The sequence below is a fragment of the Klebsiella terrigena genome (assembly GCF_012029655.1).
Classification (GTDB): domain Bacteria; phylum Pseudomonadota; class Gammaproteobacteria; order Enterobacterales; family Enterobacteriaceae; genus Klebsiella; species Klebsiella terrigena.
In genome coordinates, this window is sequence record NZ_CP050508.1 from 5497836 (window position 1) to 5517849 (window position 20014).

Here is a 20014-nt window from a genome sequence, read left to right on the forward strand (position 1 = left end):
TTTCATTAACAGGAGAGTTATCATGAGCTTTATGTTGGCATTGCCGAAAATCAGCCTGCACGGCGCGGGCGCCATTGGCGATATGGTCAATCTGGTCGCCGTTAAACAATGGGGCAAAGCGCTGATCGTCACCGACGGTCAGCTGGTGAAGCTGGGCCTGCTGGACAGCCTGTTTGCCGCGCTCGACGCACACCAGATGTGCTGGCACCTGTTTGATGAGGTGTTCCCGAACCCCACCGAAGCGCTGGTGCATAAAGGCATTACCGCCTTCCACGATGCGCAGTGCGATTACATTATCGCCTTTGGCGGCGGCAGCCCCATCGATACCGCGAAAGCGGTTAAAATTCTCACCGCCAACCCGGCCCCTTCCACCGCCTATTCCGGCGTCGGCAAGGTGAAAAACGCCGGCGTCCCGCTGGTGGCGATAAATACCACCGCCGGAACGGCGGCGGAGATGACCAGCAATGCGGTCATCATCGATTCCGCGCGCCAGGTAAAAGAGGTGATCATCGATCCGAATATTATTCCGGACATCGCCGTCGATGACGCCAGCGTGATGCTGGACATCCCGGCCTCGATCACCGCGGCCACCGGAATGGATGCCCTGACCCACGCTATCGAAGCCTTTGTCTCGGTCGGCGCCCACCCGCTCACCGATGCCAACGCCCTGGAGGCTATTCGGCTGATTAATCTGTGGCTGCCGAAAGCCGTCGATGACGGGCACAACCTTGAGGCGCGCGAGCAGATGGCGTTTGGTCAGTATCTGGCGGGCATGGCGTTCAACAGCGCCGGTCTCGGCCTGGTCCATGCGCTGGCGCATCAGCCTGGCGCGACCCACAACCTGCCCCACGGCGTATGCAACGCCATCCTGCTGCCGATCATCGAAAACTTTAACCGCCCGAACGCCGTTGCCCGCTTTGCCCGCGTGGCGCAGGCGATGGGCGTTGAGACCCGCGGCATGAGCGATGAGGCTGCCAGCATGGCGGCAATCGAGGCGATTCGCGCCCTGAGCAAACGCGTCGGCATTCCGCAGGGCTTCAGCCAGCTTGGGGTGACCAAAGCCGACATCGAAGGCTGGCTTGACAAAGCCCTCGCCGACCCGTGCGCGCCGTGCAACCCGCGAACCGCCAGCCGCGACCAGGTGCGCGAGCTCTATCTGGAGGCGTTATGATCCGCAAGGCGTTTGTGATGCAGGTGAATCCCGACGCGCACGAAGAGTATGAGCGTCGACATTCGCCCATTTGGCCGGAGCTGGAGGCGGTTCTGAAGGCGCACGGCGCGCACCGCTACGCAATCTATCTCGATAAAGCGCGCAGCCTGCTGTTCGCCACGGTGGAGATTGAATCTGAAGCCCGCTGGAACGCGGTCGCCGAAACCGAGGTCTGCCAGCGCTGGTGGCGGCATATGCGCGACGTCATGCCGGCAAATGCCGATAACAGCCCGCTTAGCGCCGAGCTGAAGCCGGTATTCTATCTGGATTAAATCCCCGACGGCCCCGCCGGAACAGGTCTAGCGGGGCCGCTTTTACGATCTTCAGAAGAAGTATTTAAAGCGCACGCGCGCGCCATAGCGGTCGTCGTCATCGCTCTTATTGGCCTGTACATCGCTATCAAGAATGGAGTAGTAGGCCCCGAGATAGATATTAAAGTTCTGCATATTCATCACGTTCGGGATTTGATACGAGGCGTGGAAGGTATGAATATTGTAGGTTCCCTCATCCTTAATCCAGCAGTCGTTATCGCAGATCACCCCGTCATAGTCGTTGATTTTGTTATGGGCGTAGATATAGCCCAGCTCAAAGCGCTGCCATAGCGCGTTAACCCCGGCGGTGAAGTCTTTTTCGTTGTTGGCATCCATATACGCGGTGTTCACGTTCACCACCACCCCATCGGCCGGATTGGTTTTCAGGCCGTTCCACGTCATGGTCAGGCCGTAGCCGGTACGATCGGACTGATCGACAAACTCTCCCCGCGCGTTGCTATAGCCGTAGGCGTTTTTCACCACGTTCGACTCCATCGCCGCGGCGACGGAGAGTTCATCTTTCGCCCACGAGACAACCGGGCGCAGGTAGGCGACGTTCTTTTTCTGCTCCATGTCGCGGCCGTGGTAGTCACCGCCGTCATACAGGGAGGTGCCGTCCTCCAGCAGCGTATTCAGCTCGAAGTACCAGTTATCCAGCTGCTTGCTGAGCAGGAAGTTACCGCCCGCGTCGGATCGCCCGCGTCCCTCTTTCATCATGTAGATATAGCCGTGACCGTCGCTGTAGAGATCGTTGGCGGTATTACCCGAATGTTCGACGAAGGTATCCTGGTTCAGCGGGAACATGTCATAGGCTTCAAAGCGGCCAACTTTTATCTTCCAGTCCTTCTCCTGACCGAAGAAGAAGGCGGCATCGTCAAGGTTCATTGAGCCGGTCATATCGGCCAGCGGTTGAATCGAGAAGCCGGCAAAATAGCCGTTGCTCATGGTGCGGATGCCGTCAAAGCCCAGCAGAATGCGGCCGTTTAAATCCCAGTTATCGTAGGTCGGGTCGCTGCCAACATCGGCGTTGGTCATCGCCAGCAGGCCGTGCTTGCTCTCCGCGTCCATGTTGAACTCAACGTCACCGTAGATCTTCAGATCGCCATAGCCGGAGAGCTTAAGCTCCGGCGCGGTAATATTCTTTTTGCTCTCCTCGACCGCCGCGACGCTTTTTACCGCCACGGTCGGTTGCGCCAGCGCAATAGCGGTGCGCTGTTTCTCCTGTAATTCTCGCACCTGGCCTTCCGCCACCGTAGCCCGGCTTTCCGCCGCGGCCAGCCGCGCTTCCAGCTGTTCCATACGCTGTTCAAGCGTCAGAGAATTATTTTTAGCAACTGCCGAACTTGCCATCAAACATAAACTCATCGCTAAGGCTATCGTCTTTTTATTCATTTTTATTTTCCGGAGGTAACGGGGAGGTAAGGTGAGTGAATAACCCACCTTTCTATCTTCATTATTTTTATAGGGAAACGAGTGCTAATTAATATGTGACTTATGTTTATTGGCCGGTATATAGCTGATGTTTATTTTTATCCTCATCGGTAATATCTCTTAATACCCGGCAAGGCACCCCGGCGGCAACAACGTTCGGTGGAATCGAGCGATTAACCACGCTGCCGGCGCCAATCACCGAGTTTTTGCCAATGGTAACGCCGGGATTAATAATCACCCCGGAGCCCAGCCAGACGCCATCCTCAATAATCACCGGCAGAGAGAACTGCTGCTGCGTGTGGCGCAGATCCGGATGCACCGGATGACCGGCGGTAGAGATCGTCACGTTCGGTGCGAACATCACGTTATTGCCGATAATAATCTCCGCGTCATCCACCAGCGTCAGGTTGAAGTTTGCGTAGAAGTTATCGCCAATAGTGGTGTGAGTTCCGTAAGCAAGATTGATCGGCGGCTCAATCCAGCACTGTTTACCCACGCTCGCAAACATGCGCTGGATAATATCCTCTCTTAGCTCCTGACCGAATGGGTGCGAGTGGTTATATTCATAGGCCCGCACCTTTGCCATTAGCCGCTCCTCCGGCAGCCCGTAGCCGCCATCAGTATATAATTCACCGCTGTTCATTCTTTTTTTAATATCCATAGTCAATATGTTCTCCCGTTTATTCAGCACATCCCTGTGAGAATTTATTCTGTTAATTGATCAAATGGTCATTGCTTTATTACTGACGCTGCCGGGCGCGGACTTCCCTGAAAGCGTAAAGGCCGATATTAAGGTGACGGAGAGCGCAATACCGCCGAGGATCATATAGGTCTCCTGGAAACCGATCCGGTCATACATATTGCCGGCAAATGCGGAGAGGAAAATCGCCGCTACCTGTTTGGAAAACTGGAAGCCCACCAGATAAATCGTCGCCGACAGCCGGACGTCAAATACGCCGGTAATATATTTAAACGCCCCCACCAGCAGGAACGGCACTTCCAGGGCGTGGAGCATCTTCAGCGCCACCACCTCCGCCGCCGTGGTGGCGAAGGATGAGCCGATCATCCGCGCCGCCATCACCATCCCGGCAATCAGCAGGGTGTTCTTCGCACCGATGCGGTTAATAATCCACGGCGAGCTGAACATAATGATAGCGTTGCAAATCTCCCCGGCGGTGGTCGCAAAACCAAAGGCGCGGGTACCCGATTCCGGCGTAGCGAAGAAGGATTTGAAGAAGGTGGCAAACTGCTGATCGAAGACGTCGTATACGCACGCCACGCCGACCACATACAGAATAAACATCCACATTTTGCGCTGGCGGAACATCCGCAGGGCGCTTTTTAAATCCACCGATGGGCGATTCGCGCCCAAAGAATCCATGACCTGAGCGGCCTGGCTGGCCTGCGGTTTCGCGATAGCCACCAGCACCACCAGCAGCAGCGCGGCGGCCGATCCCATCCAGAATACCCACTCGGGATTGACGCTAAACAGCATCCCCGCGGTCGTCGCGCACAGCGCCCAGCCAAGGCAGCCAAAGGTACGCGCTTTACCGTACTCAAACCCGCTGTTGCGGCTGATGCGTTCGATATAGGCTTCCATCGCGCCGGCGCCGGCGGAGAACACGAAACCAATATAGGCGCCCCCGCTTAATGCCCCCAGCCAGATATTGGTTTTCAGCAGCGGCGCAAAAACATAGAGGAAGAACGGCGCAATCAGCACCAGCAAAATCGTCACGATCCACATCAGGTGTTTTTTCAGCCCCAGCTTATCGGAGATCATCCCCAGAACGGGCTGGAAGCAGATCGCAAACAGGGAAAGGCTGGAGAAAACGATGCCGGTCTCGGTTTTATTCAGGCCAATAACGTCCGACAGCCAGATCGGCAGGAACGGAAAGCAGGTGGCCATAATGAAAAAGTAGAGAAAAAAGAACAGGCCGAAAATCCAGAAGTTAGGGTTGTTTTTGTGGGTACAGGCAGTCGGGTTCATTTTATATTCCTCAGTCAGGGCCGCCTGGCGGCCCGTCACCATTACACGCGTTGCAGGCCAATCAAAATGGCGCTTTCCGGATCGAGGATTGGCAGCGCCAGCCCCGCCTGCTGTAGCCACTCGCCGCTCACCGTTTGCGGGGTCACCATCCATTCCGGCAGCTTACGCATGGTATGACCGCCCTCTCCCGTAATCTGAATATCCGGGTGATCGAGCAGCGTAACCTGATAGCGGGCGCCCGCCTCCAGCCCCGCAACGCGCAGCGGCGCCATCAGGGTGTAATCCGGCATCGCCAGCTGGCTAACGAGGAAAATCGCCTGGCTCTTATCTTCGCTGACCACGCCGTGCGCCAGCGTGGTGACGTCCGGCATATCCATACGCCACTGCACGCCGTGATGAATGACGTCGCGCCACTGCTTATGCAGCGCGGCATACTTGCGGTAGCCCGCGCGCTCCTGTTCGTCGGCGCTCACCGGATCCAGCTCCAGCCCCATATGGCCAAACAGCGCGGTCAGGCCACGAAAGGCGATGCTGTGCTGGCGGAAGGTAGCGTGGCAGTGGCGGTTGCCGATATGCGCGCCCATCACCTCCGGCGGGAAGAAATAGCTCATGCCGCGCTGGATAGTGTTGCGCTCCAGGGCATCGTTGTTGTCGGAAGCCCAGAAGCGATGGCTGCGCTTCAGCACCTCATAATCGATGCGTCCGCCGCCCGAGGAGCAGGATTCAAATTCGATATGCGGGAAGCGGGCAACCAGCGCGTCCAGCAGACGATAAAACTGGCGGGTCTGCGCATCGGCGGCGGCTTTACCGTTATGGCCCGGCTGCACCAGCTCGCGGTTCATATCCCACTTCACATAATCCACGGCGTGCTCGCCCAGCAGCCAGTTCATCCGCTCCAGCAGATAGTCAAAGGCCTGCGGAATATTGAGGTTCAGGACGTACTGATGGCGGCCGGTCAGCGGCGTATAGCCCGGCAGGGCCAGCACCCAGTCAGGGTGGGCGCGGAAAAGGTCCGAATCCGGATTGATCATTTCCGGCTCAACCCAGATGCCGAACTCCATGCCCAGCGACTTCACGTGGTCGATAACCGGGGTCAGCCCGTTGGGGTACTTTTGCTCATCCAGATACCAGTCGCCGAGCGCCGCCCAGTCGTCGTTGCGTCCTTTGAACCAGCCGTCGTCAATGATGAAGCGCTCGACGCCAAGTTCCGCCGCCTCGTCCGCCATGCGCATGATGTACTGCGGGTCATGATTGAAATAGATCCCCTCCCAGGTATTGAGATGCACCGGGCGCGGCTTGTTATCCGGGAAGCGCACGATCTGCTCGCGCAGGTAGCGATGAAACTGCTGGCTCATGCCGTTCAGACCCTGCGCCGAATAGCTGGCGTACAGCGACGGCGTCCACAGGGTTTCGCCTTCGGCCAGCGCCATCTCCCCCGGTAAATAGAGCGCTTCTGCCTGCAGATAGCGGCGGCCATCGGTTTTTACCTCAGCGCGCAGGCGGTGGTTGCCGCTCCAGCCAAGGTGCACTCCCCACACTTCGCCCTGCATCTCGCTAAAAGCGGTGCTGCCGGTAATCAGCGCCGGGAAATGCTCGTGGGAGGTGCGCCCGCGGCGGTTTTCCAGCACGAAGCTGTCGTGATCGAGGACCAGCCGATGCGGCTGAAACTCGCGGATCCAGCGGCCGTGAAAAGCCATCACTTCGCGGGCGCGTTCGGCAACCGGCAGCGTGACCGCAAGCCGGTCCACCTGCCAGGGCTGCGCGCGCAGGTTGGTCAGACCGTGGCGAACGCTGAGCACGCCGCTGCTATCGAGCACAATTTCGCTACGCAGGCGCAGCCCGGCGTGCGGGTCCTCGCTGATAATGGTTAGGCTTTGCCCGTCCTGTACGACCTCGGCGGTGGCAAACAGCGGCGAGCCGTCCAGCCCCTGGCGATGCCCTTCAATCCCAGGCGCGCCAAACAGCCCGTGACCCAGCTCGGCCATCAGCGTTACCGGGGAATCGACGTCCAGGCGACCGTTAGCCACCGGGCGCGTCAGGCTGGCCGCATCCTGCGGCGAAAAATGGCTTAAATGCGGCCCCCAGTAGATAATTTCGGCAAACGGATGGGTTTTGATTACCACATCGGCCCCTGCGCTTTGCAGGCGTACAATCGAATCAGACATCAGACATCTCCACAGCAAGGAATGCCTTACTGTTGATCCGAAACGTTTCGGTTAACAACCAAAACGTTTCGGATTCGTGATCGAGTGCAGAAATTAGCGTAGCGGGAAGGGAATCAGGCGGTGTCGCCGGGAATAAATTCGGGCTGCCAGAGCACCTGCAGGGAGGAAAGATCGTCGCCGGCAATCAGCCGACGGACCATGCCGGCGATCTGGCGGCCAACGCCCTGGCGAGTGGATTGGATCACCGCCGCCACCGGGGTTTCAATGATGCTGTCCTGCGGCAGTCCGTCGTAAACCACCAGCGACACGCGATTATCGCCGGTCAGGCGCCCCAGCTGGGATAGCGCCATCGCCGCGCCGTCGCCGTGGGTATTACAGTCGGTCACGATCGCCGTGGGCGGTTCCGGCAAACGCAGCAGCTCCATCGTCGCCTGATAGCCACCGCGGCGGGTTGGCGGCACGCTGCGCAGCCAGGTATCCGCTAATCTGGCCTCGCGCAGCGCCTGCAGATAGCCGTTGCGGCGCTGGGTGATAAACGCCTGATTGTTATTTTCACTCAGCAGCGCGATGCGCCGATGCCCCTGGCTAATCAAATGGCGGGTCGCACGCCAGGTTCCGGCCTGATTATCAAAATCAAACCAGGCATAGGGCTGCGGCAGCCGGCTGCGGCCAAGGGCGAGGAAAGGGAAGCCGGAGGAGAGCAGCTGCGTCAGGCGGGGGTCGTCATCCAGGGTATGAGCGACAATCAGCGCATCGACCCGCCGGCTCTGGACCATTCGCATATAGCCGTGCTTGTCCGCCTGCTCATCGTCGGCAATCAGCAGTAAATCAATCTCATAGCGCGACAGCTCGTGGCTAATTTCGCCGACCATGTCGAGAAATACGTTGTTATTCAGCGGGGCCGGGCTAATGGGAAAAACCAGACCCACGGCGTCAATTTTGCCCATTTTAAGGCGTCGCGCGAAGGTATTGGGCCGGTAGCCACGGCGCTGCGCTTCCGCCTCCACGCGGGCGCGCGTCTCCTGCGACACGTCGTCATAACCGTTCAGCGCGCGGCTGACGGTCGTTACCGAGATTCCAAGTTCTTTAGCAATAGCTTTCAGCGACATACGTATCCCAGTCGGCGGTGGAGGAAACGGCTAGTGTCCCGCAATACGGGCGGGACGTCCAGCGGGAGCGGCGCGGTCATCCCCGCAATAAAACGCTAGCTTTGCTCAGCCACCAGAATCGCCTGGGTATCCGGCTCCAGCGCCTGGAAGAGATGTTCCCGATCGGCGGGGTAACAGATGTAGTCTCCGGCGCCCAGCTCTTCCGGCGCTTCGGTCAGGCCCACGCGCGCGCGGCCCTGGGTGACAATAATATGCTCTATCGATCCCGGCGGGTGCGGGTGAGAAACACGGTCAGCCCCCGGCTGGGTCAGCAGTAAATAGATATCGCGGCGGGCACCGGGCGGGCAGGCCGCCAGCAGAATAGCCTGATAGTGGGCCTGCTCAGCCACCACCTTCGTCCCTTCTCCGCGACGCAGCACCTGCGTTTTTTGCGCCTGCGGCTCCAGCAGCCGGGCAAACGGAATATCGAGCGCGACGCAAAGCGACCACAGCGTCTCGAGGCTGGGGTTACCGTTGCCTGACTCCAGCTGCGATAGCGTCGATTTGGCAATACCGGCCCGGCGCGCGACTTCCGCCAGCGAGAGCCCGGTGCGCGAGCGCTCGCGTACCAGACTCCGGGCAATCAGACTAATTGGCTGTGTCATACACGGCTCCGCGTTTTTTATATAGAACGATTCGTTCGACTTGAAAGTCGAGAGGGTTGCGTTCATTATAATGGAAATTCGTTCGATATGGCTAAATAGTATGAAACAGCACTTCTCCTGTCTCAAAGGGGACACGATAAAAGCGATAGTCTTAGTCTGCCTGGCCGTGGGCGTCGTCGGCCTCTCCTACGGCTCGCTGGCGATAGCCTATGGCTTCCCGGTGTGGGTGCCGTTCGTGCTGTCGATTTGCGTGCTGGCGGGCGCCTCGGAGTTTATGTTTATCGGCATCGTCGCCAGCGGCGGTAACCCGCTGGCCGCCGCCGCCGCGGGATTACTGGTCAACGCCCGCCACGTGCCGTTCGGCGTGACGGTTCGCGATCTGGTCGGCAGGCGCGGCGCCAGCCTGCTGGGCTGCCATATTATGAATGACGAAAGCGTGGTCTTCGGGCTGTCGCAGAAAACGCCGGAGCAGCGTAAAGCCGCCTACTGGCTGTGCGGACTCGGCGTGGCTATCATCTGGCCGCTGGGCGCGCTGCTTGGAGCCCTGGTCGGCAAGATCCTGCCGGCTCCGGAAACCATCGGCCTCGATGCCGTCTTCCCCGCCATTCTGCTGGCACTGGTCATTCCCGCGTTTAAAAACCGCACCACCTTAATTCGCGCCTGCAGCGGTGCGGCGTTATCCCTCGCAGCGGTCTCCTTTGCGCCAACGGGACTGCCGGTGCTGTTCTCCCTGTTCGGCCTGCTGGCGAGGAAAAAATAATGGGCAACATCACGCTGTTTATCATCGGGATCGCTATCCTGTCGGCAGGAACCTACCTGATGCGCCTCGGCGGCGCGAAGATCGGTAGCCGCCTGGCGCTTTCCGAGCGTTCTCAGGCGCTGCTCTCGGATGCCGCGACGGTACTGCTATTTTCCGTCGCCCTGGCGACCACATTTTATGAAAGCGAACATTTTGCCGGTATGGCGCGGGTGCTGGGGGTGGGCTTCGCGGTATTCCTCGCCTGGCGCAAGATGCCGCTGATCGTGGTGATTATTGCCGCGGCAGTAGTTACCGCCCTGCTGCGGCTGGCGGGCGTCGCCTGACCCGGCCTACGAAACCGGCAATATCAAAAATTTACGCAATTCCTGTAGGCCCGAGCAAGCGAAGCGCCGCTGGACAGTTACAATCGAGCTTAACGTAATTCTTTAATATTGCTGCATTTGTTCTTCAAGCCAACGGATAGCGGACGCCATATCCAGCGGTTTTTGCTGATCCACGGTAAACACCGGCCCCAGCCGCATTGGTTCCGCCCGCTGCGCCAGCTGGGCCAGCTCCGGAAGATACTCTTCGCCCGGGTGTCCCGGCTTGCGATCCTGCAACCGGCTGGCATAGCGCGACACCGCAAGCTCGGGCGAGATGCGGTTCCAGATTTCCAGAACCTTTTCAACGCCCGCCTGCTGCAGCTGCAGCTGCAACGTTTCGCGCGGCTGAAAACCAAACCAGGCGTCGATTAGCCAAATACAGCCTGCCGGAGCGTGGCCGACGATCGACCAGATGACGTCATAAGCGGCGCAGCCCAGCTGTCGATTGAAAGACCTGTCGATTTCGCTAAAGCACGCCATAAACGGCTCTTTAATACCGTCGATGGTCAGCTGCGGCAGATTGAAGGTTGCCGATAGCTGCCGGGTGACGGTGCTTTTGCCCGATGCGGGAATGCCGTTAATTAAAATCACCGTTTTGCAGCGTGGAGTGAGATGTCTGTTCATAACAACGCGACGACCTCCTCTCTGCTGCTGGCGGCCCGCAGCTTCGCCATGGTCTCGTTATTATCGAGCAGCGCGACAATCGCCCGAATGCCCTCCTCAATATGGGCATTGCTGTCCTGCGCGCCGAACATAATCACAATATCCGCCTTCTCGCTATCGGCAAAATGAATTGGCTGATCCAACACAACCAGGCTAAAACAGTTGCGCCTGACGCCGCATTCCGGCCTGGCGTGGGGGATGGCGACGCCTTCATCAAAAACGTAATAGGCGCCGTGGTTCAGAGTATTATCAATTACCGCCTGACCGTAATCTGCCGAGATATACCCTTTCGCGACCAGCGGGCTGGCCGCCAGATGGATCACTTTCTGCCAGTCGGACTCCGTGACGCCGACCTGAATCGCATCGGCCTCAATAAGCAGTTCTTTTATCGTCATCATGACTCCCTAAATATTGCGGCGAATAATATTGCGTAACTCATCAATACGAACAAAAAGCGCATCTATTTCCTGCCGGTGAGTCTTACTTTTGGCATACACCGACAGCGCCCGGTTATAAATCAGCATTAAGGCTTTCTGTACTTCGCCATTACCCGGGTTGCCCTGGAGTTCAGCTTCCAGTCTGACTATTTCCCCCGCCAGCTGACGGGACTGTTCGTCATAATCCTGCGGTGGGCTACTCTCTTTTTTCCACAACGTTTTCAAAGATTCAAACATAGCGAGCTCCTCCCTGACGGACAGCAGGGCAACAAAATACGGTTTAAAAATAAGCTTTTATTTAAACAGGGCGATTTTTTCCATTAATACATTGGTGACCGCATTATTCGCCGGAATTAAAAATTTGCGTACACTGTCGTTCACTTTGCCTTTTTCAAAAGTGGTTTTACAGCGTTCGACCCACTGGACGTTCATTTCAGTGCCGACATTCACCTTGTTGATGCCTTCAGTGACGGCCAAACGCATATCCTCATCGCTGACGCCGGTGCCGCCGTGCAGCACTAACGGCACGCCGGTCGCGACGCTAATCTCTTTCAGCCGCTGGTGCTGGATTTGTGCCTTACCGGTATACAGGCCGTGCACCGTGCCCACGGAAACCGCCAGCATATCCACCCTCGTCTCCCCAACAAAGCGTTTGGCATCTTCCACCGTGGTGAAGCAGATATCTTCCGCGGCAACGGCTTTGCCATCTTCCGAGCCGCCGATCGCCCCCAGCTCTCCTTCTACCGTAATATTCCGCGGGCGCGCCATCTCCACCACGATGCGGGTATTGCCGATATTCTCTTCCAGATCCAGATGCGAGCCGTCGTACATCACTGATGAAAATCCGGCATCCATGGCCGTTTCAATGGCGCTAATATCAGAGCAGTGATCCAGATGCAGGCAGGTCGGCACGTTTTCACTTTCCGCTAATGAACGAACCGCATCCACCAGTAAACGATAGCCGAGATATTCAGCCGTCCCGGTAGAGATTTGAATCATTAACGGGCTATGGCTTTGTTGCGCCGCTTTGAAAAATGCCGGCAGCATTTCAATACAATGCAAATTAAATGAGCCAATGGCCTTAAAATTTCTTTCCTGCGCAATTTTCAGAATAGCGTTGAAGTTATACAGACTCATGAACATTTTCCCCTTTCGGCTTCGCTGATTTACCGTTTACGAACCATGCCAGTGCGGCAACAAAAACAATGAACAGGGCGACAAATAGCCAGTTATTCTGGAAGGCGTGGCCTAATACCAAACCGGAACTAATGACGTCCGAATCGCTGAAGGTGACGCCGGTAAAGCCGTAGCTTTCCAACATCGGCACTAAAATAGCGGGCAGGAAGGTGATAAACAGGCCGTGGATCACGCCGCCAATCATCGCCCCACGGCGGCCGCCCAGCGCGTTGCCGAACACGCCCGCCGTCCCCCCGGCAAAAAAGTTGGTTAACAGGCCAGGCAGGATCATCGCCAGGCCAAACATGGGAAATACCAGCATGCCGATGATGGAGCCGACGGTGGTCGCCAGGAAGCCGACGATCACCGCGTTGGGCGCATAGGGAAACAGCACCGGGCAATCCAGCGCGGGCTTTGCGTCCGGGACAATGCGCATCGCAATCCCGCGAAATGCCGGAACCAGCTCGTTAAGCAATAAGCGCACGCCGCTGTAGAGAACGAATACCCCCGCCACAAACTGAATGGACTGCATAAAGGCGTACATCAGGTAGTTAATGCCGTTGGAGAACTGCGCGATATATTCCGGGCCCGCCGCAACCGCGGGAATGAGGTACATCGGCACCATCACTACCGCCATCGCGAGATAGGTGTCCTGAAGAAACTTAAAGTTGTCCGGTAACTCCAGATCTTCCGTTGAACGAGACCCTTTACCCACCACTTTAGCCACCGCTGCCTGCACCAGATAGCCGATAGTGCAGAAATGCCCCAGCGCCACGTCATCGGAACCGGTGATGCGCCTGACCACCGGCTGCGCCAGAGCGGGCATCAGTACCGCCATCACGCCGCCGAAAATACCGCCGGTTAAAATCAGCGGAAGCCCGGTCAGCCCGGCTTTAAAGCCAATCACCGCGCCGATAGTCGCCATCCACAGCAGCGCCTGGCCGGTCAGGAAGATATATTTGAGCGGCGTTAGGCGGGCGATAATGATGTTGACGGCAAAAATCACCATCAGGGTCAGCGCAACTTCGGAGCCTAATTCACGGTTGGCTAATCCGGCAATGGCGGCGACATCGGTAATGTAGCCTTTCATGCCAAATCCCTGCGTGAAAATATCGTTAAGGAACGTTAGCGTGGCGACAATAATGTTGATCCCGGCCATCATAATTAAGAAACCGAGTAGCGTTTTAAACGTCCCTTCCGCCGTTTTACCCGCTGATTTTTTTTGCAGAATCAGGCCCAGCATCGCAATAAATGCAATTAATATCGATGCCTGGCCGAGTAAATCTTTGACGATAAACTCTACAAAGCTATTCATAGTCCGCTACCTTCAGGTTACGTTCTTTTAAGAATGCGACGATCTTCGCTTCAATCTCGTCTTTATCCGTCAGCTTATGCAGTACCACCACGCGTTTAATTTCCTCTTCACTGGCATCTGCCGTTAATATATCGGCAAAGGTTTTTTGCGTCAGAATCATATCTGATTTAAACGCCCCGGCTTCGGAAATAGTGGTATGTTCAATCTGCGCTGGAATCTCCAGTTTCTTTAAAACAGCCTTCGCCGTCATTTCAATAGCAAAGCTTGAACCGAGGCCGCAGCCACATACGCATAGAATTTTCAGCATGTAGGGTCTCCTCAAATTATATTGAGTTTTTTGGCAAGTTTATAATGATGTCCTTCAGTGTCGACCAGACGTTTTTTCATACTAACTAAATCAATCGGAATAGGTTTATTACTTGAATTAATTATAATGGCTTTATTTTTCATCCCTGACTGAATGCAGCGAACCACTTCACTGGCCATAATAGTGCCCTGATAAATTTCTTCGCAGGTCGGATCGCCATTGCGCAAACCGTAGCCAACGATAGTTTTACGAATACGCACGCCAATTTGCGGTTCGAGCTGCTTAATCATGGTATCAATGGCTCCCTGAAATCCGGGAGAGTACTCCCTGGTGTAGCCTTCAGAGCACAGGATCACCACGCTATTCTGCTGTGTCAGCTTATGCTTCACCCGCTCGGCCAGCGCTTCCAACGGCAGCTGCGATTCCGGGATCAGGGCGATATCGGCGTTACTTTTTATCGCGGATTGCAACGTTAACTCTCCACAATAACCTCCCAGAATTTCGACCATAAATACGCGGCCCGGTAATGCTCTTCCAGTATTTCTTAAGCGGGAAACTTCTTTAATAATCTGCTCGCAGGCGGTGGAGAAACCAATCGTATAATCACTCCCGTACACATCATTATCGATAGTCATCCCGACGCCAAAACAGTTAATATCAAATTCGCTCAGCGTATTGAGAAACTGCAGGCTACCATCACCGCCGGCCATAATCAGCACATCAATGCGCAGTGATTTAATTTTTTTGGCTATTGTTTCATATTCACTACGCAGCAACCGACGACTGGTGCGCCCGGAGGTAATGATCGGAATAGAGGCAATGGAGAAATCGACCAGATCGCGCCAGGCGACCTCATGATGATTTTTATCCAACAGCCCGGGTATTCCACCATTAAAAATGGTGATATCGGCATTCGCCAGTCTGGCAACCTGGAATATAAAATTATTAATTCCAGAAACATCACCACCGCTAATAACAATGCCAATTTTCATTGCCTACCTCCGCTGTTTTGCTTGCCCACATTTTTCCCTGAGTTCAAGGGCGTTATTTGCAGTACAGATCACAATATGCTGATAAATCTCTGCCAGCCTAATATTGACAGTGGGTTTATTAGCTCGTTTTTTGTGATCAACATCTGTTTTATAAAATGAGATCGTCTTAACAGTTATTTCTTTATTTTCTTTAAGATCATTAGGTTGCTTGAGGAGATAACTGTGCGGGCGGGCTGCCCATTTTCATCCCTAAATCCAGCGATGATGAAAAGGCGGAAATGTGATAAATAGCGCATTTTTTGCGTCAGGAAGCGCGCAGCCGGCATCGGGACATCCATCTCGATAATATCGGCGAATTAAAAAACCAGATTAAAGCGATGTGCGCCAGCGCCGGCAGCGATAATCGCGAGGGTGAGGTCATCACGCTCCGCGGCCCCGTGTCCGGCGGCGAAATAATCCGTATTGCCGCCAATGCGGATGATGGCGTGCTGAGCACCAGCCAGCTTCTGCCAAAGGCGATGAGCGATGAGCGATGAGCGATGAGCGATGAGCGATGAGCGATGAGCGATGAGCGATGAGCGATGCGATGAGGTTATTTTTCGCGACTTTTGCCACAGCGGGAACCTTTTATTGTCAACTATTCAACGTCCTGCAATAAACCGGACCTCCATGCTAAAAAATTTAATTAACAACTACATAATGATTTATCAGACACAAAAAAAGCGCCCTGAGGCGCTCTTTCAACAGTAGCTCTTAAGCTTATTTATTCAGTTCCGCCGTCATATGCACGCGGTTACCGGTAAAGGCTTCGGTAATTTTATAAGATGATGCGCCAGCAGCCTGGGCCTGAGCGGCAATTTTCGCTTCAGCACCGTCCATGGTTGCGGCGGTGGCGGTCACGCTTTCAGCAGCGAAAGAACCAAAAGAAGCGGCCAGAGCAATAACTGCGACAAAAGTTTTGACGTTTTTCATGAGATAAATCCTTCAGTAAGTTGTTTGGGTAAGGCGTTGTGCCTTGATGAGATAAATAATAGACCTCACATCCCATAACAAAAAGCGGAAGGATTTGTTCACATCATTCAAAAAAATTGATTGTATTTTAACCCGCAATAATCCGCTGCGGGTGGGTATAAATCGTCGCTCTGCCCGGCTTGCAAAAACCGACCAGCGTCAGGTTGCAGCGTTCCGCGACCTCAACCGCCAGCGCGGTCGCGGCGGAGACCGCAAACAGGATTTCCACGCCGCACATGGCCGCCTTCTGCACCATCTCGTAGCTGGCCCGGCTGGAGACCAGCGCTGCGCCGTTCTGCCAGTCGTTTCCCTCCTCCACGCGCCGTCCGAGCAGCTTGTCGAGAGCGACGTGACGCCCAACGTCTTCATGCCCGCCCGCCAGCTGGCCCGACGGACGAACCCAGGCGGCCGCGTGGGTGCACCCGGTGATGCGGCCGATGGGCTGCACGTCGTTAAGGTGCTCCAGCGCGCGATCGAGGTTCGCGAGGTTGAAGGTTTGCGTAAACGGCAGCGGGCGCACCGGCCTGCCGATATCGTTTAGCTGCTCCACGCCGCATACTCCGCAGCCGGTGCGTCCCGCCAGCGCGCGGCGGCGCTCTTTCAGCCCCATAAACCGGCGGCTGGAGAGCTCAATTCTGACGGCCAGGCCGTTGCATTCCTGCACCACGTCCATGCCGTAGATCTCGGCGCGATTTTCGATAATCCCTTCGGACAACGAAAAACCGACGGCGAACCGCTGCAGATCGCCCGGAGAGGCCATCATCACGACGTGTGAGATGCCGTTATAGACCAGGGCGACCGGCACCTCTTCAGCTAACTCGTCCGGCTGAGGATGTTGCAAATTATCGCGCTTCCACAGCGCGACCTGGCGGTAACCCGTGACAGTAGTCACATTTTTGATTTGTTCGAGAGGGTTCTTATTCACTTTGTCTTAACCGTATTGGAACAGGCATACACACAATGTGGTATTCTTTACATACCCCCTCAAGAAAGAGGGTGATTGCCCCTAATTCTGAACCTTTGCGGCCCTTACCGCAAAGTAAATAACTACATGTGACAATGTCGATACAAGGAGTGAACCATGCAGGTCAGCAGAAGGCAGTTCTTTAAGATCTGCGCTGGCGGTATGGCAGGTACAACGGCAGCAACGCTGGGCTTCGCCCCGGCTATTGCGCTCGCGGAGACCCGGCAATATAAGCTGCTGCGTACCCGTGAAACCCGCAACACCTGTACGTACTGTTCCGTTGGCTGTGGGCTGTTAATGTATAGCCTCGGTGACGGTGCGAAAAACGCCAAAGCATCCATCTTTCATATCGAAGGTGACCCCGATCATCCGGTCAACCGTGGTGCACTCTGCCCGAAAGGGGCCGGCCTGGTGGACTTTATCCACTCCGAAAGCCGACTGAAATTCCCGGAATATCGCGCACCTGGCTCCGATAAATGGCAGCAAATCAGCTGGGACGATGCGTTCGATCGTATCGCGAAGCTGATGAAAGAAGACCGTGATGCCAACTTTGTCGCCAAAAACGACGCCGGCACCACCGTTAACCGCTGGCTGACCACCGGTATGCTATGCGCATCCGCCTCCAGCAACGAAACCGGCTATTTAACGCAGAAATTCACCCGCGCGCTCGGTATGCTCGCGGTCGACAACCAGGCGCGCGTCTGACACGGACCAACGGTAGCAAGTCTTGCTCCAACATTTGGTCGCGGTGCGATGACGAACCACTGGGTTGACATTAAAAATGCCAACCTCATTGTGGTCATGGGCGGTAACGCCGCTGAAGCGCACCCGGTAGGATTCCGCTGGGCGATGGAAGCCAAAATTCACAATGGCGCGAAGCTCATTGTTATCGACCCGCGCTTTACGCGCACCGCGTCGGTAGCCGACTTCTATACCCCGATTCGCTCTGGTACTGACATTACCTTCCTGTCAGGCGTCATCCTGTACCTGTTGAATAACGAAAAAATCAACCGCGAGTACACCGAAGCCTATACCAACGCCAGCCTGATCGTGCGTGAGGATTACAGCTTCGATGACGGCCTGTTTAGCGGCTACGACGCCGAAAAACGCAGCTACGATAAGACCAGCTGGAACTACGAGCTGGACGAAAACGGCTTTGCCAAACGCGATACCTCCCTTCAGCATCCGCGCTGCGTCTGGAACCTGCTGAAACAGCACGTCTCCCGCTATACGCCGGAGGTTGTGGAAAATATCTGCGGGACGCCAAAAGCCGACTTCCTGAAAGTCTGCGAATACATCGCCGAAACCAGCGCCCATGATAAAACCGCGTCGTTCCTCTATGCCCTTGGCTGGACGCAGCACTCTATCGGCGCGCAGAACATCCGCACCATGGCGATGATCCAGCTGCTGCTCGGCAATATGGGGATGGCGGGCGGCGGCGTGAACGCGCTGCGCGGCCACTCCAATATTCAGGGGCTGACCGACCTGGGGCTGCTCTCCACCAGCCTGCCGGGTTACATGAACCTGCCGAGCGAAAAACAGGCCGATATCCAGACTTACCTGGCCGCCAGCACGCCGAAACCGCTGCTGAAAGATCAGGTGAACTACTGGGGCAACTACCCGAAATTCTTCGTCTCAATGATGAAGGCCTTCTACGGCGATAAGGCAACGGCGGAGAACAGCTGGGGCTTTGACTGGCTGCCGAAGTGGGATAAAGGGTACGACGTTCTGCAGTACTTCGAGATGATGAACCAGGGCAAAGTGAACGGCTATATTTGCCAGGGCTTTAACCCTGTGGCCTCGTTCCCGAATAAAAACAAGGTCGTCGCCTCTCTGTCGAAGCTGAAGTTCCTGGTCACTATCGACCCGCTCAACACCGAAACGTCCACCTTCTGGCAAAACCACGGCGAGTCGAACGACGTCGATCCGGCGAAAATCCAGACCGAAGTCTTCCGCCTGCCGTCGACCTGCTTCGCCGAAGAGAATGGCTCTATCGTCAACTCCGGACGCTGGCTGCAGTGGCACTGGAAAGGCGCGGACGCCCCGGGGATTGCGGCAACCGACGGTGAGATCCTCGCCGGCATCTTCTTACGCCTGCGTAAGATGTACGCCGAAAACGGGGGTCCGGTTCCGGAACCGGTGCTGAATATGAGCTGGGACTACTCCACCCCGCATGAACCGGCTTCGGAAGAAGTGGCGATGGAGAGCAACGGCAAGGCGCTGGCGGATATAACCGACCCGGCCACCGGCGCGGTTATCGTCAAGAAAGGCCAGCAGCTCAGCTCCTTTGCGCAGCTGCGCGATGACGGTACTACCTCCAGCGGCTGCTGGATCTTCGCCGGCAGCTGGACGCCGGACGGCAACCAGATGGCGAGACGCGATAACGCCGACCCGTCGGGCCTCGGCAATACCCTGGGCTGGGCATGGGCGTGGCCGCTTAACCGCCGCATCCTGTATAACCGTGCTTCCGCAGACCCGCAGGGCAAACCGTGGGATCCGAAGCGCCAGATCCTCAAATGGGATGGCGCAAAATGGGGCGGCATGGATATTCCTGACTACAGCGCCGCCGCGCCGGGCAGCGACGTCGGGCCGTTTATCATGCAGCCTGAAGGGATGGGCCGCCTGTTTGCTATCGACAAAATGGCGGAAGGACCGTTCCCTGAGCACTACGAACCGTTCGAAACGCCGCTGGGCACTAACCCGCTGCACCCCAACGTGGTCTCCAACCCGGCCGCCCGCGTCTTTAAGGGTGACCTGGAGCAGATGGGTAAAGCGGATAAGTTCCCGTACGTTGGCACCACCTATCGTCTCACCGAGCACTTCCACTACTGGACCAAGCACGCGTTGCTCAACGCCATCGCGCAGCCGGAACAGTTTGTTGAAATCGGCGAGAAGCTGGCGAATAAGCTCGGTATTGCCCACGGCGATACCGTCAGAGTCTCCTCCAACCGCGGCTATATCAAGGCCAAGGCGGTGGTGACCAAGCGAATTCGCACGCTGAAGGTGGACGGTAAGGATATCGATACTATCGGTATTCCGATCCACTGGGGCTATGAAGGCGTGGCGAAGAAGGGCTTTATCGCCAACACGCTAACGCCGTTCGTCGGTGATGCGAATACGCAGACGCCGGAGTTCAAAGCCTTCCTCGTGAACGTGGAAAAGGTGTAAGG

Annotated in this window: 21 protein-coding genes; 6 read left to right on the forward strand and 15 right to left on the reverse strand. The window is 56.2% G+C overall.

Features of this window, described 5'->3' with window-relative positions; all coding sequences use genetic code 11:
• The first annotated feature begins 22 nt into the window (after window positions 1-22).
• Together fucO and rhaM are read left to right on the forward strand one after the other, a co-directional pair.
• On the forward strand, window positions 23-1171 hold the full coding sequence (fucO, locus tag HCK03_RS25745; RefSeq protein WP_167692360.1) for a lactaldehyde reductase: 1149 nt from the start codon (window positions 23-25) through the stop codon (window positions 1169-1171).
• Entirely contained in the window at window positions 1168-1482 is a 315-nt protein-coding gene (gene rhaM, locus HCK03_RS25750) for an L-rhamnose mutarotase (protein ID WP_045853679.1), read from the forward strand. The genes fucO and rhaM overlap by 4 nt, the downstream gene beginning before the upstream one ends.
• Before the next feature lie 51 nt (window positions 1483-1533).
• Here the strand turns inward: rhaM and HCK03_RS25755 are convergent, their stop codons facing one another.
• The 6 genes from HCK03_RS25755 to HCK03_RS25780 all read right to left on the reverse strand — a co-directional run bounded on the left by HCK03_RS25755 (window position 1534) and on the right by HCK03_RS25780 (window position 8857).
• Window positions 1534-2913, reverse strand: coding sequence for a carbohydrate porin (locus HCK03_RS25755; protein WP_115193844.1), 1380 nt, complete (start codon window positions 2911-2913; stop codon window positions 1534-1536).
• Window positions 2914-3019: 106 nt separating this feature from the next.
• Window positions 3020-3613, reverse strand: a complete 594-nt coding sequence (locus HCK03_RS25760; protein ID WP_045853681.1) for a DapH/DapD/GlmU-related protein — start codon at window positions 3611-3613, stop codon at window positions 3020-3022.
• 60 nt (window positions 3614-3673) lie between these two features.
• Window positions 3674-4939, reverse strand: a complete 1266-nt coding sequence (locus HCK03_RS25765; protein ID WP_167692361.1) for an MFS transporter — start codon at window positions 4937-4939, stop codon at window positions 3674-3676.
• 41 nt (window positions 4940-4980) lie between these two features.
• A complete protein-coding gene (locus HCK03_RS25770; protein WP_167692362.1) occupies window positions 4981-7104 on the reverse strand; it encodes an alpha-galactosidase in 2124 nt (707 codons plus the stop codon).
• 113 nt (window positions 7105-7217) lie between these two features.
• Entirely contained in the window at window positions 7218-8213 is a 996-nt protein-coding gene (locus HCK03_RS25775; RefSeq protein ID WP_167692363.1) for a substrate-binding domain-containing protein, read from the reverse strand.
• Window positions 8214-8308: 95 nt separating this feature from the next.
• A complete protein-coding gene (locus tag HCK03_RS25780) occupies window positions 8309-8857 on the reverse strand; it encodes a helix-turn-helix domain-containing protein (RefSeq protein WP_041143409.1) in 549 nt (182 codons plus the stop codon).
• A 100-nt stretch (window positions 8858-8957) separates the two neighbouring features.
• Here HCK03_RS25780 and HCK03_RS25785 point away from each other — a divergent pair, with 100 nt between their 5' ends.
• Window positions 8958-9617 carry an AzlC family ABC transporter permease gene (locus HCK03_RS25785; protein WP_041143408.1) on the forward strand — a complete coding sequence of 220 codons (660 nt, stop codon included), beginning with the start codon at window positions 8958-8960 and terminating at the stop codon, window positions 9615-9617.
• Window positions 9617-9940, forward strand: coding sequence for an AzlD domain-containing protein (locus HCK03_RS25790; RefSeq protein ID WP_115193848.1), 324 nt, complete (start codon window positions 9617-9619; stop codon window positions 9938-9940). The genes HCK03_RS25785 and HCK03_RS25790 overlap by 1 nt, the downstream gene beginning before the upstream one ends.
• Window positions 9941-10042: 102 nt before the next feature.
• Here HCK03_RS25790 and HCK03_RS25795 read toward each other — a convergent pair whose 3' ends face one another.
• The 7 genes from HCK03_RS25795 to HCK03_RS25825 are packed head-to-tail and all read right to left on the reverse strand — an operon-like array spanning window position 10043 to window position 14869.
• On the reverse strand, window positions 10043-10603 hold the full coding sequence (locus HCK03_RS25795; protein WP_041143406.1) for a P-loop nucleotide/nucleoside kinase family protein: 561 nt from the start codon (window positions 10601-10603) through the stop codon (window positions 10043-10045).
• The gene (locus HCK03_RS25800; protein WP_041143405.1) at window positions 10600-11037 is read right to left on the reverse strand and encodes a PTS sugar transporter subunit IIA; all 438 of its coding nucleotides are present in this window, start codon (window positions 11035-11037) and stop codon (window positions 10600-10602) included. The genes HCK03_RS25795 and HCK03_RS25800 overlap by 4 nt, the downstream gene beginning before the upstream one ends.
• Window positions 11038-11046: 9 nt before the next feature.
• The gene (locus HCK03_RS25805; RefSeq protein ID WP_123553009.1) at window positions 11047-11316 is read right to left on the reverse strand and encodes a hypothetical protein; all 270 of its coding nucleotides are present in this window, start codon (window positions 11314-11316) and stop codon (window positions 11047-11049) included.
• 57 nt (window positions 11317-11373) lie between these two features.
• Window positions 11374-12216 (reverse strand): class II fructose-bisphosphate aldolase, encoded by an 843-nt coding sequence (locus HCK03_RS25810; RefSeq protein WP_167692364.1) that lies wholly within the window; start codon window positions 12214-12216, stop codon window positions 11374-11376.
• Complete coding sequence (locus HCK03_RS25815; RefSeq protein ID WP_041143402.1) at window positions 12203-13570, reverse strand: PTS sugar transporter subunit IIC; 1368 nt, start codon at window positions 13568-13570, stop codon at window positions 12203-12205. The genes HCK03_RS25810 and HCK03_RS25815 overlap by 14 nt, the downstream gene beginning before the upstream one ends.
• Window positions 13563-13877 (reverse strand): PTS sugar transporter subunit IIB, encoded by a 315-nt coding sequence (locus tag HCK03_RS25820; protein ID WP_004127154.1) that lies wholly within the window; start codon window positions 13875-13877, stop codon window positions 13563-13565. Before HCK03_RS25820 ends, HCK03_RS25815 begins: the two co-directional genes overlap by 8 nt.
• Before the next feature lie 11 nt (window positions 13878-13888).
• Window positions 13889-14869, reverse strand: coding sequence for a 6-phosphofructokinase (locus tag HCK03_RS25825; protein WP_041143401.1), 981 nt, complete (start codon window positions 14867-14869; stop codon window positions 13889-13891).
• A gap of 299 nt (window positions 14870-15168) precedes the next feature.
• Here HCK03_RS25825 and HCK03_RS25830 point away from each other — a divergent pair, with 299 nt between their 5' ends.
• Window positions 15169-15405 carry a hypothetical protein gene (locus tag HCK03_RS25830; protein WP_227544461.1) on the forward strand — a complete coding sequence of 79 codons (237 nt, stop codon included), beginning with the start codon at window positions 15169-15171 and terminating at the stop codon, window positions 15403-15405.
• A gap of 223 nt (window positions 15406-15628) precedes the next feature.
• On the opposite strand, the gene HCK03_RS25835 is transcribed toward HCK03_RS25830, so the two are convergent.
• Complete coding sequence (locus HCK03_RS25835) at window positions 15629-15841, reverse strand: YdgH/BhsA/McbA-like domain containing protein (RefSeq protein ID WP_041143399.1); 213 nt, start codon at window positions 15839-15841, stop codon at window positions 15629-15631.
• Between the two features lie 127 nt (window positions 15842-15968).
• Window positions 15969-16805, reverse strand: coding sequence for a formate dehydrogenase accessory sulfurtransferase FdhD (gene fdhD, locus HCK03_RS25840; RefSeq protein ID WP_134528294.1), 837 nt, complete (start codon window positions 16803-16805; stop codon window positions 15969-15971).
• A gap of 156 nt (window positions 16806-16961) precedes the next feature.
• On the opposite strand from fdhD, the gene fdnG reads away from it, so the two are divergent.
• On the forward strand, window positions 16962-20012 hold the full coding sequence (gene fdnG / locus HCK03_RS25845) for a formate dehydrogenase-N subunit alpha (protein ID WP_134528291.1): 3051 nt from the start codon (window positions 16962-16964) through the stop codon (window positions 20010-20012).
• Window positions 20013-20014: the final 2 nt, after the last annotated feature.